This is a genomic window from Sphingobacterium sp. UBA3519 (assembly GCF_002377215.1).
In the GTDB taxonomy this organism is placed as follows: domain Bacteria; phylum Bacteroidota; class Bacteroidia; order Sphingobacteriales; family Sphingobacteriaceae; genus Sphingobacterium; species Sphingobacterium multivorum.
The window spans coordinates 110,718-127,314 of record NZ_DFPI01000021.1 but is presented as its reverse complement, the minus strand read 5'-3'; the positions used below and the strand labels follow the sequence as shown (position 1 = coordinate 127,314).

Genomic DNA, 16,597 nt, shown 5'->3' with positions numbered 1-16,597 from the left:
CAATTCTAATAAGCCATTTCTAAATGAAAGAGATGGCTATTTTTTTACTCGACTTAGCATTTATGACCAAATTCTGTAACTTGCGAAGAAATTTTTCAGCGGCATAGATATGTTTAAACAGATGAAAAAACTTACAATACTTACATTAGCGATTATGGCGTGTAACCTAAGCAATGCGCAAGAAAGCAAAGACGGAAAAAATAACTCCAAATTAGTGTCGGAATCGCCACAACCGATCAACCCAACTACACTTTGGGACCTTGGTCGTGTTTCGGCCGAAGGACTTTCTGCAGACGGCAAAACATTGGTATACGGTGTTTCCAATTATAATCTGGAGAGCAATTCAAGTGAAAAAAATCTCTATACAGTTTCACTCACAAACGGGACTAGCAGTCAGTTCACCGACCAAAAAGGTGGTGAAACAGTCGTTCAGATCGAACCAAATGGCGACGTCATTTATTTGTTAAAGGGGCAGTTATGGAAGAAGAACCTATCTAAGGCTGAAGCAGTTCAATTGACGAATGGCGATATTGCTTTAGAAAATGTCAAGTTTTCTCCTGATGGAAAACAAATACTCTTCAGCCAGTCCGTGCTCGTAAAAAAATACCACAGCACAGATAAATATCCCGAACTACCAAAGTCGGACGTTTATATCTATGACAACTTAGACTACAGACATTGGGATACCTTCAATGATGGCAAATTCAGTCATCCTTTTGTGGCGAGTTATATTGATGGTAAAGTTGGCGAGCCGGTAGACCTATTAAAGGATCAAGCTTTCTACAGCCCTCAGGCACCATTTGGTGGCGCAGAAGATTTTGCCTGGTCTCCCGATAGCAAGGCAGTGCTCTATGTCTGTAAAAAGAAATTCGGAACAGATTATGCTGTCAGTACCAACACCGATATTTATCGCTATGATCTCGCTAGCGGAACGACGTCTAACCTGACAGAAGGAATGAATGGGTATGATACAGCCCCAACCTATTCTCCCGATGGGAAAAGCCTAACGTGGCTCAGCATGAAGACCGATGGTTATGAATCGGACAAAAATGACATCATGCTATTTGATAAGAATAGCTCGATTCGACTTAACCTAACAGCACATTGGGATGGTACCGTCAATAGTTTTATCTGGAGCAACGACAACCGGAAAATCTATTTTACAGCTGCAACGAAAGGCACAGTTCAATTATTTGAACTTGAAGTACCGACCAATATCAAAGCTAAAAGTTTACCAAAAATACATCAAATTTCAGAAGGTGACTTTGACATCACCGGTATTGTAGGCCAAGTAGCTGACAAATTAATCGTTAGCTCTACAAAGTTTACCCGTGCAACCGAAATCTTCAGCTTTGATCTAAAAACCAAATCTTTAACTCCGGTCACTAAAGTCAACGATGCAAAATATGCAAGCATTAGCGAAAACAAAATTGAAAAACGTATCGCAAAGGCATCCGATGGAGCCGATCTGTTTTCATGGGTAATCTATCCGCCAAACTTTGACCCTGCAAAAAAATATCCAACCATACTTTACTGTGAAGGCGGCCCTCAATCTGCCCTGACGCAATTTTACTCCTTCCGTTGGAATTTACAATTGATCGCATCACAAGGCTATATTGTCATCGCTCCAAACCGCAGGGGTATGCCTGGCTGGGGTGTAAAATGGAATGAAGCCATTTCTCAGGACTGGGGCGGTCAGCCAATCCGGGATTACTTGACAGCGATAGACGATATCTCCAAAGAATCCTATGTAGATACAACTCGTCGTGCGGCAATTGGAGCTAGTTATGGTGGGTACTCGGTTTATCAGCTAGCTGGCGTGCATCAAAACCGTTTCAAAACTTTCATTGCGCACAATGGTTTATTCGACATGAGAAGCTGGTACGGTACCACAGAAGAACTCTTTTTTGCCAATCACGAACTGGGTGGGGCGTACTGGGATAGCAAAAATGAGAAATCCTATACCGCATTCAACCCCATTGAAAAAGCAAATAATTGGCACACACCAATTTTAATCTTTCAAGGCGGAAAAGATTATCGTGTTCCAATCGGACAAGGGTTAGCGGCATTCCAATTGGCTCAGCTCAAAAAAATTAAGAGCCGCCTGGTCTACCTACCTGATGAAAATCACTGGGTACTGTCAGGACAAAACGCACAAGTTTGGCAAAGAGAATTCTTTACCTGGCTTAAGGAAACTTTATAACGAGATGTGCAAAATCCGCTTGTAAAATCAGGTATTTTCGCAACTGACAAAGTCGGCCTTCACCTGTTTAAATTCCAAAAAGCGTTACTCAGGGAGTGGACATATAAAAACAAAAAGCCTGCAATATGCAGGCTTTTTTATGTATCCCATTTGATCTGATTGCTAAATCTATTTCTCGCCTTTTTTTCCAAAGATGGAAAGTTTGATATATTTCCCGGGTTTCTCTTTCACATCCTTCATCAAATTATCCATTTCCTTTGAAGCATTATTGAGATTATTATATAACGCTTCGTCATTTAACAATAAACCAATAGATCCTTTACCACTATTGATTTTTCCCGTGATCTCCTGAAAATCATTGACTGCGGCATTTACTTTGTTCATGGTATGTTCAAAATCCAATCGGGCGGCCTTATCGGTAATATTATTCAGATTAGACATGATCGCATTGATTTTCTCGCCATTTTGTGAAAAATTGGATGTAATTGATTCGAGATTGGCCATGATTCGATTGAGTCTCCCCTTTTCATCCCCCACTAGACCTTCGACATCTTTGGTGATGCCTTCTACATTTTTCAAAGAAGTGGAAATGCTATGAATACTTCTTTTAAAGTCATCCTGAAATTGTTTGTCTAAGACATTATTGACAACCGATAATGTTGAATCCAGTTTAATGGTAATTGTTTCAATCCGTTTTTGAATGGGTTCAACCTTATCCATAATATTCGGTTGGACACCTGAAGCTAAAAAGTCTCCATCCTTTGCCAATTCCTTACTGTTGCCCATTTCGAAAACAATGGCCTTACTTCCCAACAAATCTGTGCTTGAAATCCGCGCAATTGTATTCTTTGGAACGTCATAATGGGAGTGTATTTTGAACTCTGTCTTAATTTTGCCATCAGGTAGGAGAATCATTTTTGATACACGACCGATTTGATAACCATTTACTAAAACAGGTTTTGATGGAGTTAGGCCATCGACAGCTTCATAAGTTGTGTAATATGTGTTGTCGCTGCTAAAAACATCATTTCCTTTTAGAAAGCTATAGCCAATAAATAATAAAACTATCGCAACTGTTGCTAATATGCCGACTTTTGTCTCGTTTGAAATTTTCACAAATAATCTATTTAGTAATGATCATTAATTTAAGTTTAAAACAGCATAAAAGCAAATCTGTTTAGCGTTCTACAGAATTTTTATAAATTTTCAGAGCCGAAACTAAATTATTGACAATTTCCTGCTGCCCTTCATCAGACAATAGGTAGCTCTCTTCTTCTCTATTACTAATAAAGCCAATTTCTGTAAGCACAGCGGGCATACCTGCTTCAGCCAATACAGCTAAGCCTTTCTCCCAGAATCCTCTACTATATCGCCCTGCCTTCACATACTCACCTTCAATCATCTGCGCCAGACGAATACTTTTTTCACGGAATCGGTTTTTCATCAAGGAGAAGATGATAGCACTTTCAGGGTCTTTTGGATCGAATCCTTGATAATTTTCTTTATAGTTTGATTCCAGTAACAAGGACGCATTTTCACGAACTGCAGCATCTTGCTGTCCCAAACGATGCGAGCCAGAGACCAATGTTTCGGTACCATGTGCGCTAGCACCACTGGAATTACAGTGTATTGAAATAAATAAATCTGCTTTATTGGCATTCGCCAAGCGAATACGTTTGTAAAGCTCAACAAATTCATCCGTCGTTCTCGTGTAGATGATCTTGATACCCGGAATATCTTTCTGAATCTGCTTTCCCAATTTTAACGCAACTTCAAGGGCTACATTTTTCTCCAACGATCGCCGCCCTTGTGCTCCGGTATCTTTACCGCCATGGCCCGCATCAATTACAATCGTTTTTATTTGGTAGTCTGGAGGCACTGCTTGCCCATTGTTTAATGTGAAAGAATTCAATAAAAAAAATCCCAAAGTAGCGAACACAACACTACACCATTTTCTAATTCTTAAATCTGATTTCATTGAATAATTATTTGCTCTACTATAAACGAATCAAAATGCGTCAATATTATTTCTTTAATAGATAACGATATTTAACATATTTTCTATTGCTTTTTTGACTAATTTTGTCTCTCGAAGTTTAACATTATTTCACAAAAATAACATTTGTCTTTAATTTTGAAGTCGTTAATCAACATTTTAACACTATTTATCATTCTTGCAATGAGCAATGCTAGCTTTGCTCAAAGTAATATTCCATTAAAACAGAACGGACTTCAAGGTAAAGATCCTATTTGGGCGACCAATAAATCGCAAGATACGAGTAAATCGAAAACTGCAGATACGACCAAATCTGTAAACGATACAACCAAGAAAAAAGGAAGTGGTTTGCAGGCCGAAGTGAGCATTATTGCGGTTGACTCGCAGAAATCTGAAGTTGCCAAGAATATCAGTCACCTTTATCGCGGAGCAAAAGTAAAGTACCAAGATTTTGAACTTTCTGCCGATTATATCCGTCTTGATCGAAACAAGAAAAAGATTTTTGCTTCTGGGATCTATGACAAAAGTGGTAAATATGTAGGGCGTCCTATTGTCATCATGGGTAATGGTGAATCACCGAAAACAGTAGACTCACTTTATTATGATTACGAAAAACAAGAGGGAAATACCTACGGTATTATGACCGAAGTTGATGGTGGATTTATCCAGGCCAATATTGTGCGAAAGAATATCTACGACGAAATGTCTATTTACAAGGGATTATATAGTACCTGTAATCTACCTTATCCACATACCCATTTTGGAATTCATATCACCAAAGGAATTGTCACTAAAAATCAGATTATTTCTGGTCCGGCCTACCTTGTCGTGATGGGTGTACCGATGCCCGTGGCATTTCCATTTGCATTTTTCCCAAAACCAGATAAAAGAGCATCCGGGTTTCTCTTCCCTTCTTTTGGAGAAGATTATACCAGAGGATTCTCCATGCGGGATATCGGTTGGTATTTGGCCTTCAACGATTACTGGGACAGTGAGATTAGAGGTTCCTTGTATTCTAAAGGTTCGTGGGAAGCTTCCATCAATACGCGCTATACCGTCAACTACAAATTTAACGGTGGTTTTAATATCCGTTACGCCAATACCAAAACAGGTATTGAAGGAACATCCAATTACGGCTCTAATAAGGATTTTAACGTCACATGGAACCATACCCAACGGCAGGAAGCCAATCCAGGAACATCTTTCTCTGCAAGTGTTAACTTTGGTACAAGTTCTTTCTTTCAAAATACCGGAACCGGAAGTACACAAAATACCTATGAAAATCTTGCCCGTAACCGTATGGGATCGTCCATCAGTTATGGAAAAGTATTTGCCGATGGTAAGGTAAACCTCACGGCCAGCTTAACGCATAACCAGGACATGGCTACACGCAGTATACAGATGAGTTTACCCAACATCAGCTTAAACGTATCCTCTTTTAATCCATTTGACAGCAAAGACCGTGTCGGTGAACAAAAATGGTATCAACGCATCAATGTCGGTTATAGTTTCCAGGCGCAAAACTCGGTCAGTACCATTGATACATTGTTGTTTAAACCAGGAGGTTTCAAAAAATTCCAAAATGGTTTCCAACACAATATTCCAATCAGTCTATCACTCAATGCTTTTAAATATTTCCAGTTCAATACCAGTGTAAACTATACCGAACGTTGGTATTTACAAAGTACGCGACAAAGCATCGACAATACCGCTGCAGGTTATAAACAACGTATCGATACCGTTCAGGGATTCAATCGTGCATACGATTACTCGGTATCGACCGGACTTTCGACCAAGGTTTATGGTAATTATTTCCCTAAAATAGGTAACCTTAAGCAGATCAGACACGTTGTTACACCGTCAATCAACCTGAACTATAGACCCGACTTTTCGGATCCAAAATATGGTTTCTATCAGCATTATAACGATCAATATGGAAACAGAAATGTATACTCAATCTTTAGCCAGGGTGTCTACGGTTCCCCTTCCGCAGGAAAATCTGCGGGGATAGGTTTCTCCATTGACAATAATATCGAAGCAAAGGTCAAAAGTAAATCTGACACCACGGATGGCGGTATGAAGAAAATCCCTATTCTTCAAGGTCTGACGTTCAGTGGAAATTACAACTTTGTGGCCGACTCGCTAAAGTTGTCCCCAATTACTTTCTCTGGCCGTACAGCTTTTTTCGACCAAAAGATGAATGTAAACTTCAACGGTACATTTGATCCTTATTCGGTCAACGAAAATGGTGTCCGTGTCAATCGCTACGCCATTAAAGACGGTAGCCTTGCGCGCCTGACAAACTTTGGTCTTTCCTTTGACTATAGTCTGAATCCTAAGGCTGCGAAATCACGTAATAACAATATTGATTCTTTAAGAAAAGAAATGACAGGAGCGGGTATGACTCCCGAACAGGCACAAGCCTTAGCTCGAATCAGCTCAGATCCAAACGCATTTGTGGACTTTAACATCCCATGGAACCTTGCGGCATCGTTCAGTTTCAATATGGCAAAATCGTTCAACTCCAGTACACGAAGAATGCAGAGCCAGATCACAAGCACATTGAATTTACATGGCGACTTCAGTGTTACGCCAAAATGGAAAGTCACCTTTCAATCGGGGTACGATTTCAAACAGAAGGAAGTGGTCATGACCTCTTTCAATATCTATCGCGATCTGCATTGTTGGGATATGTCATTTGGCTGGATGCCTTTTGGGCGGTTCCGAAGCTACAACGTCACCATTCGTGCCAAGGCATCGATCTTACAAGATCTTAAGCTCACAAAAAGAGCCAGTTCAGGAGGCAGTTATTTTTAAAATAACTGCTTTTTTTTTGAAATGTTATATTCATATTGGCCAAAAAGAATTTTCAGTTTCTTTTCAAAAAACTTCTTCCATCAAATACATCTTAAACATTTCGTTGAGCCGCAATTTTATGTAAGTTTATATACTGAATCTTCTGGGATTGAATTTTCATTTTTTAGGCGCTAGCGCATGGACATTTTAACACCAGAAGATTGAGAAAATCAAACACGATACATACCCACATATGTATTTTTCACCGTAGGGATGTGTCGCATAATTATTTTAAAGATGAAAGCAGAGATTATTACCATAGGCGATGAGATTCTCATCGGTCAGATTATTGATACCAATTCAGGCTGGATTGCCAAACAACTGCTCCAATTCGAAGTCGATATCGTTCAAATGACATCGATCCCTGATACAGAAGAGGCTATTTCAACGACATTGAAAGAGGCTTCAACGCGGGCAGATCTTATTTTAATCACTGGAGGCCTGGGGCCGACGAAAGATGATGTGACAAAAAAAACGGCCGCAGCATATTTTGGAACCACCTTGATCCGCGATGAGCATGTACTTCGGCATGTGACCAACATATTTGAATCGCGCAATCTAACAATGCTCGACATCAATCTACAGCAGGCCGATGTTTTAGCAAATTGTGAGGTCCTATTTAACGACTATGGCACCGCGCCCGGCATGCTGGTCCATCAGGACCAAAAGAGGTTTATTTTTATGCCTGGCGTGCCCTTTGAGATGAAATTTCTGATGGAAAAACATGTGCTGCCCCTATTAGCCAAACAGGATCCTGACTTATTTATCTGTCACGAGACCATTTTGGTTGGCGGAATCGGAGAATCATATTTGGCAGAAGAAATAAAGGATATCGAAGCAGAACTTCCTTCCAGCATAAAATTGGCCTATCTACCAACCTTGGCCTTTATCCGATTGAGACTCTCTGGAAAAAGCAGGAATAAATCTGACATTATGCTCCAGGTTGCCCTTTTTAAAACAAAGCTACTCCATCGTTTACAACACCATGTCATCGCGGACTATAACACAAGCATCGAGCCCTATCTGATTAAAGAGCTTGGCCGCCGAGGTGCTACATTGACTACTGCAGAAAGTTGTACCGGGGGTAGCCTCGCCGCTTCAATAACCGCTGTAGCGGGAAGCAGCACGATATTCCTTGGTGGTACCATCCCATACTCCAACGCGTTAAAACAACAATTGTTGAACGTCGAGGAAGAAACACTGATCCAATATGGAGCAGTAAGTGAGCAGACTGCTATCGAAATGGCTTCCGGTTCAAAAAAGGCATTTTCTTCCGACTATGCTATTGCGACAACTGGAATAGCGGGACCAGGTGGTGGAACAGCTGAGAAACCAGTTGGCACTATTTGGGTGGCTGTTGCCGGGAAAAAGGAAATTTTAACCAAGAAGTTTCAATTTGATAACGACAGACTGATCAACATCGAACGTACCCGTATGAATGCTTTATTACTTCTATGGAAGTTGCTTGTAAAAGAAAAAGAACAGGATACACAATAAAGTAAAATAATATTTCAAAAAACACGTTATTTAAGGAATAATATTTTAAATTGTTGAAAGTAAACCACAATTTATTTAACTTCGTTTTTCTATAACGAGATTGCTAAAAAATATGGCTTTATATAAACTCTTGCTCCCAAAAATGGGAGAAAGTGTATCCGAGGCAACAATCACAAAATGGTTAAAACAACCTGGTGACCTGATTGAGGAAGATGACACTTTATTGGAAATTGCAACTGACAAAGTTGATTCAGAGGTACCTTCCCCTGTAAAAGGTGTTTTAAAAGAGCATTGCTATACTGTAGACCAGACTGTCCAAGTTGGTGAAGTCGTTGCAATTATAGAAATTGAAGGCGAAAATGAAGAACCTGCGATTCAAGCACAAGAAAATATCGCTCCTTCAGCGGCAACTCCCGAAGAGATCATAGCATTGAACATCCCAGGTGTAGACCAGCTGCCCAATTTAACAGCTGAAATTCCATCTTCTTCATACGAAAATACCCTTCGCTTTTATTCACCTTTAGTGAAAAATATAGCACGCCACGAAGGATTGTCCCAGGATGAACTTGACCGTATCCAGGGTACCGGAGCAGAGGGAAGAGTGACTAAGGAAGATATTTTAACGTATGTATCGCATCGGGATTCCTCCTCAAAATCGACAAAAGCCATTCCGGCAGAGCACACGAATACTAGCACGGGCATGGGTACGGATTCTCCAAAAATAACCTCCGCCGCTCCGTCGCATGTTCACACCGTTGCCAATGGCAGTGATGAAATCATTGAAATGGACCGTATGCGGAGATTAATAGCAGACCATATGGTCAAAAGCGTACAGACCTCTCCCCATGTGTGTTCTTTTGTTGAGGCAGATGTCACCAATTTAGTTTTGTGGCGCAATAAAGTTAAAGATGCCTATAAAAAACGCGAAGGAGAAAACATCACGTTTACCCCTTTGTTTATCGAGGCTATTAGCAAGGCTCTCAAAGATTTTCCATTGGTCAATATATCGATCGACGGTTACAATATCATCAAGAAGAAAAACATCAATATTGGTATGGCTGCAGCATTGCCTAATGGCAATCTCATCGTTCCGGTCATCAAAAATGCTGATCAATTAAGCTTAGTAGGGTTGAGTAAAAGTGTCAACGACCTCGCACAACGGTCACGGGCGAATAAATTGAAGCCTGACGATACCCAAGATGGTACATTTACATTCACCAATATCGGCGCTTTCGGTAATATTATGGGAACGCCTATCATTAACCAACCGCAAGCTGCAATCTTGGCTGTCGGTACCATTACGAAAAAACCAGCGGTCATAGAAACAGAGTATGGCGATATGATTGGTATTAGACATATGATGTATCTGTCACTCTCTTACGATCACCGTGCAATCGATGGTGCCCTCGGAGGTACTTTCTTAAAACGTGTGGCCGACTACCTGGAAAACTGGGATAGCAATAGAGTAATCTAGCAATCAGAATAAAAAAACGGCTCTTAACAGAGCCGTTTTTTGTTATTTAGTATATACTTTTTGTTACTTAAACATACTTTGTTCGAACTGTATTTTTTTCTTCTTAATCACCAATTGAAACCGCAGGTACAGTAAAAGCGAAGAGCTTAGCAGGCCCAGCGTTAACCCGTACCAAATCCCCTTGATACCCCAGTTAAACACGACGCCCATGAGGTAGCCGCTTGGTAGCCCAATAATCCAATAAGCGATAAATGTGATTAGGGTTGGTATATTCACATCCCCCATCCCACGTAACACTCCCAGACCGACAACTTGCGTACCATCAAACAATTGGAAAAGGCCCGCAATAATCAACAGCTGAGAAGCAATAATCACCACAGCATGATCTGAGGTAAAGATATAAGGCAAATAATCATTCAATAGCGCGAACAAAGACGCTGTAATCACCATAAAAATCAACACCAATTGATACGACGTGATGGCAAATCGTTCGAGACGAAAAAGATTTCGATTACCATAACTATTCCCCACCTTGATTGTTGCAGCAGCAGCAATACCACTCGCCATCATATACGTCATCGCGGCCAGCTGTATGGCTACTTGATGAGAAGCTTGCGCTGTCGCACTTATGGTACCCGCTAATAAGGATGCCCCTGCAAAAGCCCCAATTTCAAAGACATATTGCATAGCCACGGGTGCCCCGATCCGTACGATCTTCAACAATCGCTCCCGATCGACCAATGTCACTTTAAAGTATTGAATATATCCTTTAAATTTCTGCGATCGCAAGACATAGGTCATCATCACAGACATCATTAACACACGGTCGATCAATGTACTGTATCCGACTCCCTTGACCCCCATTGGGCTGATGCCAAACATCCCTTTGACAAAGATGATCGCCAAAATAATGTTCAGTACATTCCCCCAAATAGTTACATTCATCGCTTGCTTAGTAAACCCCAGGCCTTCAGCAAATTGCTTAAAGGTGCTAAATACCATTAATGGAAGCATCGATAAACTCAGAATAAGCAAATAAGGCTTTGCCTCCTTCACCACAGCCGGATCTTGGTTGAGGTGATCGATCGCCAACATTGAACCAAAATAGACCAATGCGAATAACAAGAGTCCCGCAATAATATTTAACCAAAAGCTATTAGACAACAAAATAGCACATTCTTTTTTATTATCACGGCCATTCTCTTGCGCAATCAATGGCGTGATGCCATACGCTATCCCCAAACCAATGACCATAACAACCATAAAAACAGCATGTACCAACGAAACTGCCGCCAATGGAATGGTTCCTGCAAAATGTCCAACAATCACACTATCTGCGGTATGCACCAGCGTATGTCCCAATTGTGAGATCACCACTGGCCCCGCCAATACCATCGTACTTTTGTAATACGGTTTAAATGTTTTAAATTTTCCCAACATAATCGATTTCCCCAAAAAATAGCCACAAAAATACGAAGATATTTCCGCCCTATCGTCATATTAAAAAATATTTAGCAAAAATATAACAATTTACACCCATCAAATAACCGCACTTTGTTAAGTAATTTTTATGTTTCAAATACCTTAAAATTATCTTAAATTTACTTTTGGGTCTAAGAACTATAGAAATATAAATGTACCTTAGCATCTAGTTAGTAATCAAAAGAAGAGGAAAAAGAGTATGTACAATCCAGTAATAGCATTTCTAAACATCGGAACACAAGAGATGATCTTAATTGTGTTTGCAATCTTGTTACTTTTTGGAGGCAAAAAACTTCCTGAATTGGCGAGAGGTTTAGGAAGAGGAATACGTGAGTTCAAAGATGCATCAGAAGGTATCAAACGTGAAATTTCAGATCAGATCAATAATTTCGAGAAAGACATAGACGTTAAAACAGAAGTAAAAGAAGAAGTTGTTCCTAATGATGTTCGTTTGGCTGAAGAGCAGGCTCAAGCAGCACACGAAGAAGGGGCTAAGCCCCAGGAAGCCGTCGAAGGTTCAGAAACAGATCAACCAAAGAAAAAATATGAATTCACAACACCTGCCGGTGTCGTCGAACATAACCCACATAAACAACCCGATTACGGCGAAGAGCCATCTCACATCACGTACGGGTATAACGATCATTTTGCTGAAACGAAAAACAACGAGGTAGAAGATAAAAAAGTTCCTGAGCAGGACAATACCAGTAAACCTGCTTAATTTTACTACTTTAGTTTATAATTAGATATACTTAGAGCTGTTGAATCACCATTCAACAGCTCTACTTTTTAAGATTAAACCGACAATGAGCTTATCAACACACGAAATTACCATTGCTAATGAGCTTTCTATTAGCGAAAAACAAGTTCGCACGACTATAGCACTATTAGACGAAGGTGCTACTGTTCCGTTTATCTCACGCTACCGTAAGGAAATGACGGGTAGTTTGGACGAAGTTCAAATCACCACGATCAGAGATCGTTTCCAGCAGCTGCGTGATTTAGATAAACGTAAAGAAGCTGTTCTTAAATCGATCAACGATCAGGGAAAATTGACACCGGAGCTTGAGCAGCAGCTTTTGGGTGCCGAAACCATGGCCAGTCTCGAAGATATCTATTTGCCTTACAAACCCAAGCGTAAAACTCGCGCCGGTGTGGCACGTGAAAAAGGTCTGCAACCTTTAGCGGATCTCATTTTAGCACAAGAAATAGGAGATTTCCTCCCCCTTGCCGACAGTTTAATAAATGAAGAAAAAGGCGTTAAGAATACAGAGGAGGCACTAGCAGGTGCCCGCGATATCATCGCAGAGATCATTGCGGAAGATGCGACAGTGAGAGCCAAAGCGAGAGCGATATTCCTCGAAAAAAGCACATTTGTTTCACGGGTAGTTCCTGGAAAGGAAGAAGCTGCACTAAAGTATAAAGATTATTACGAATGGTCTGAACCGTTGAAAAATGCACCTTCACATCGTGTGCTGGCCATGCGCCGCGGAGAAAAAGAGGAATTACTCTATTTAGATATCGATATCAATGAAGAAGAAATTCTACCAGGTATCGAATCCATCTATATTAAGGGTTCCAACGATGCCGCAGCTCAGGTAAAACTCGCCTTGGTCGATAGCTACAAGCGGCTGTTAAAACCTTCTATGGAGACGGAAATTCGTGTATTGACACGTCAAAAAGCCGATGAGGAAGCCATCAAAGTTTTTGCCGACAATGTGCGTCAACTACTTCTAGCCGCTCCACTAGGGCAGAAAAGGCTGCTCGCGATCGACCCAGGATTTCGTACAGGCTGTAAAACGGTTGTTCTGGACGAACAGGGACAGCTTAAAGAAAATACGGCCATCTTTCCGCATACAGGAGTCAATGGACTTGCAGAAGCAAAAAAAACAATTCAGTATCTAGTATCAAAATATGATATCCAAGCCATCGCAATCGGCAATGGGACCGCAGGTCGTGAAACGGAAGAATTTGTACGGAGACTCGGATTAAATAACGTTACCATCGTAATGGTCAATGAAAGTGGAGCCTCTATTTATTCGGCTTCCGAAACTGCCCGTGAAGAATTTCCAGATCAAGATGTTACGGTACGCGGCGCAGTATCTATTGGTAGACGGTTGATGGACCCATTGGCTGAACTGGTTAAGATTGATCCAAAATCGATCGGTGTCGGACAATATCAGCATGATGTAGATCAAAATAAACTCCAGACTTCATTGGATGATACGGTCATCAGTTGCGTAAATGCTGTCGGTGTCGAATTGAATACGGCCTCCAAACAAATTTTATCCTACGTTTCCGGTCTTGGTCCATCCCTGGCACAACAGATCATCAAATACCGGAATGAGAACGGTCCTTTTGCCTCCAGGCGCGAACTGAAAAAAGTTCCTCGCCTTGGCGATAAAGTCTTTGAACAAGCTGCAGGCTTTCTACGCATCCGCCATGCCGCAAACCCACTGGATTCGTCGGCGGTACACCCCGAGCGTTATGCATTGGTCGAACAAATGGCCAAAGACCTTGGCAAAAAAGTAGAAGATCTATTGACTGACGCTGACTTGCGAAAATCGATCCCTTTGAAAAACTATATCTCAGAGGAAGTTGGATTACCGACATTGAATGATATTCTCAATGAATTAGCGAAACCCGGATTAGATCCAAGGGAAAAGTTCGAAGCATTCTCATTCACAGATGGCGTCAATACCATTGGGGATTTAAAAGTGGGCATGAAGCTGCCAGGAATCGTGACGAATATTACAAATTTCGGAGCCTTTGTTGATATTGGCGTACATCAAGATGGCTTGGTACATCTAAGCCAATTATCGAATCGCTATATATCGGACCCCCATGAAGTCGTCAAAGTACAGCAACACGTCATGGTAACAGTAACAGAAGTAGACGAAAAGCGTAGTCGTATCGCATTGTCAATGAAAACAGATGAAAAGCCTGCGCTACCCAAAAACAAAAAAAATGAACCTAAAAAGCAGGCCGAGCCACAAACGGATATGGCCAGCAAGCTCGCTGCATTGGCGAGTAAGTTCAAATAGATAGTTGTAACATCCTATCGAAAAGCTGACCGTTCGCCGGACTGCCCCTCATAAAAGTGCTTAACATTTTTTGGCGGCGCTGCGGCGACTGGTCAGCTTTTTTTGATTCGATTAAATCCAATGTCCGTCATTCGTATCGCTGTTTTATTTTGTATCTTTAGAGGAAACAAGTTTAGACCCGTTATGAAAAATTGTACCTTACTATTCTTCCTATTTTTTGGAATTTATTTTTCTAAAATCCAGGCACAGCAACTTCACGACGGAGCCTATCTATACCAGGATGGCATCAATAAACACTTAATGCTCGTTAAAGATCATTATATCTCGTTTATAAGTTACGATGATGTCAGAAAACGTTTTCAACATACCTGGGGTGGGCCACTTGATAAACAGCCTAATCTGATCAATATCGCCATCGAGTATAATTCACAGGATTCATCTGCCATCGGCAAAACAACTCAATTGCCGTATCGGAGTGAAGCAGACTCCCTTCGCCTAAAAATAGCGAATAGCTATCATCTCTATATTAAACAGAAAAAAGTCCCGCAGGACCTGGACGCACTTTGGCGCATCACTGGTCGCCAACAAGGAGAAAAAATGCAGGATATTCCGAAAGCAGACCGCAAAACAATCAAAATATTGGTTGATGGCTATTTTCAATGGATAGCGATTAATCCTGCACAAAAAGGTTTCTATGGTACTGGCGGGGGCAACTATCAATACGATAACAATCGGTATACTGAAAAAATACAATTCTTTTCGAGAGACAAAAATCGAGTTGGGCAAGAACTGGCCTTTGACGGTGAAATTGTAGATGGCAGATGGCAGCATAGAGGAAAAAGCTCGAAAGGAGACGATATTTATGAAATTTGGAGCAAAGAAATAACTGAATAAAAAAATATGACAATAGAAGAATTTCAATCACTTGAAAGTCCACTTCAGCATTGGACAGCGGTACAAAAGTCACTTTGGTATGATCTGAAAGGAAATTGGAAAACCGCGCACGGCCTCATCGATCAATTGGGGGGAACCGACGCAGCACATGTTCATGCTTATTTACACCGCAAAGAAGGTGATCAATGGAATGCAGAATATTGGTATCGCCGCGCCAAACAAAATGTATACAGAGGCAATCTTGATGATGAGTGGAAAGAACTCTTCAAGTGTTACGTTGTGTAATAACAATTACCCTATTTTCGGACAGGGGCTGTTCTCTTTTATATACACATGCGGAAAGTTTGCCCAATAAAATAGGCGAAATTTTACCAAAAATTAACTCAATCCTTTTTCAAACTACTTAACATCTTTAAAAACATAAAAATATTACCAAATAAGATATAACATCAACCAAATCAAGTGATATTACGTAACAAAAATAACACAAAGAAAAATAGTATAAAACTAACAAGTAGAATGGCACAGATATTGAATATAGTCTACTATACTTGAGAAAGTATACTTTTCATAAATTTAGGTTAATAATTGGTTAGGTTAAACACTTGAAGTTCCCCACTTCAAGTGTTTTTTTTTAGCAAAAACTCAATCGAAGTAACATCAAATCCACTTCCCCATTCTTTTTTTAATTAGGACACTTTCCTTCATTAAAAGGTATATTAAAAATTTAAAACAATACATTGTATTACTATGTATTTTGTTATATATTTACTTCCATGAACAAAGAATTTATTGACAAATGGATTTCACAGCTAAAAAAAGGAAGTCTTTCTTTTGTTGTATTAGGTATTCTTGCCTATGATCAGGAATACTATGGCTACGATCTTATCCAGGAGGTCAAGAAGAAAACGGCCATTGATATTGCTGAAGGAACATTATACCCCTTATTGATCCGTTTAAAAAACGAAGGCCTGGTCGAATCGAACTGGGTGCCTCAGGAAACTGGGATTCCAAGAAAATATTATAAAATAACAAAGGAAGGCCAAAGTACTTTCTTAGAGATGAGAACGTACTGGACAAGCTTAAACCAACATTTAACCACTTTGACGCATGCATTATAACCAGATACCCTTTACAAATAGATCCTCAGC

12 protein-coding genes are annotated in these 16,597 nt (G+C 40.4%); 9 read left to right on the top strand and 3 right to left on the bottom strand.

What is annotated here, in order from left to right:
* The first annotated feature begins 121 nt into the window (after positions 1-121).
* Positions 122-2,203, top strand: coding sequence for a S9 family peptidase (locus B3297_RS10575; protein WP_115050747.1), 2,082 nt, complete (start codon positions 122-124; stop codon positions 2,201-2,203).
* A 168-nt stretch (positions 2,204-2,371) separates the two neighbouring features.
* Here the strand turns inward: B3297_RS10575 and B3297_RS10570 are convergent, their stop codons facing one another.
* A complete protein-coding gene (locus B3297_RS10570) occupies positions 2,372-3,319 on the bottom strand; it encodes an MlaD family protein (protein ID WP_046673953.1) in 948 nt (315 codons plus the stop codon).
* A 61-nt stretch (positions 3,320-3,380) separates the two neighbouring features.
* Positions 3,381-4,181 (bottom strand): N-acetylmuramoyl-L-alanine amidase family protein, encoded by an 801-nt coding sequence (locus tag B3297_RS10565; protein ID WP_046673952.1) that lies wholly within the window; start codon positions 4,179-4,181, stop codon positions 3,381-3,383.
* Between the two features lie 201 nt (positions 4,182-4,382).
* Here B3297_RS10565 and B3297_RS10560 point away from each other — a divergent pair, with 201 nt between their 5' ends.
* From B3297_RS10560 to B3297_RS10550, 3 genes are all read left to right on the top strand, one after another.
* A complete protein-coding gene (locus B3297_RS10560) occupies positions 4,383-7,016 on the top strand; it encodes a putative LPS assembly protein LptD (RefSeq protein ID WP_236560120.1) in 2,634 nt (877 codons plus the stop codon).
* Positions 7,017-7,292: 276 nt separating this feature from the next.
* Positions 7,293-8,552, top strand: a complete 1,260-nt coding sequence (locus B3297_RS10555; protein ID WP_070564894.1) for a competence/damage-inducible protein A — start codon at positions 7,293-7,295, stop codon at positions 8,550-8,552.
* A gap of 112 nt (positions 8,553-8,664) precedes the next feature.
* Positions 8,665-10,026 (top strand): dihydrolipoamide acetyltransferase family protein, encoded by a 1,362-nt coding sequence (locus B3297_RS10550; RefSeq protein WP_070564890.1) that lies wholly within the window; start codon positions 8,665-8,667, stop codon positions 10,024-10,026.
* Positions 10,027-10,089: 63 nt separating this feature from the next.
* On the opposite strand, the gene B3297_RS10545 is transcribed toward B3297_RS10550, so the two are convergent.
* Complete coding sequence (locus B3297_RS10545; RefSeq protein WP_070564888.1) at positions 10,090-11,466, bottom strand: MATE family efflux transporter; 1,377 nt, start codon at positions 11,464-11,466, stop codon at positions 10,090-10,092.
* Between the two features lie 241 nt (positions 11,467-11,707).
* Between B3297_RS10545 and B3297_RS10540 the strand changes: the two genes are divergently transcribed.
* The 5 genes from B3297_RS10540 to B3297_RS10520 all read left to right on the top strand — a co-directional run bounded on the left by B3297_RS10540 (position 11,708) and on the right by B3297_RS10520 (position 16,567).
* The gene (locus tag B3297_RS10540; protein WP_070564886.1) at positions 11,708-12,229 is read left to right on the top strand and encodes a Sec-independent protein translocase subunit TatA/TatB; all 522 of its coding nucleotides are present in this window, start codon (positions 11,708-11,710) and stop codon (positions 12,227-12,229) included.
* Between the two features lie 85 nt (positions 12,230-12,314).
* Positions 12,315-14,552 carry a Tex family protein gene (locus B3297_RS10535; protein WP_070564883.1) on the top strand — a complete coding sequence of 746 codons (2,238 nt, stop codon included), beginning with the start codon at positions 12,315-12,317 and terminating at the stop codon, positions 14,550-14,552.
* 183 nt (positions 14,553-14,735) lie between these two features.
* A complete protein-coding gene (locus tag B3297_RS10530) occupies positions 14,736-15,446 on the top strand; it encodes a hypothetical protein (protein WP_286778906.1) in 711 nt (236 codons plus the stop codon).
* 6 nt (positions 15,447-15,452) lie between these two features.
* A complete protein-coding gene (locus B3297_RS10525; protein WP_115049681.1) occupies positions 15,453-15,731 on the top strand; it encodes a hypothetical protein in 279 nt (92 codons plus the stop codon).
* A 491-nt stretch (positions 15,732-16,222) separates the two neighbouring features.
* Complete coding sequence (locus B3297_RS10520) at positions 16,223-16,567, top strand: PadR family transcriptional regulator (protein ID WP_070564875.1); 345 nt, start codon at positions 16,223-16,225, stop codon at positions 16,565-16,567.
* The last annotated feature ends 30 nt before the right edge of the window (positions 16,568-16,597 follow it).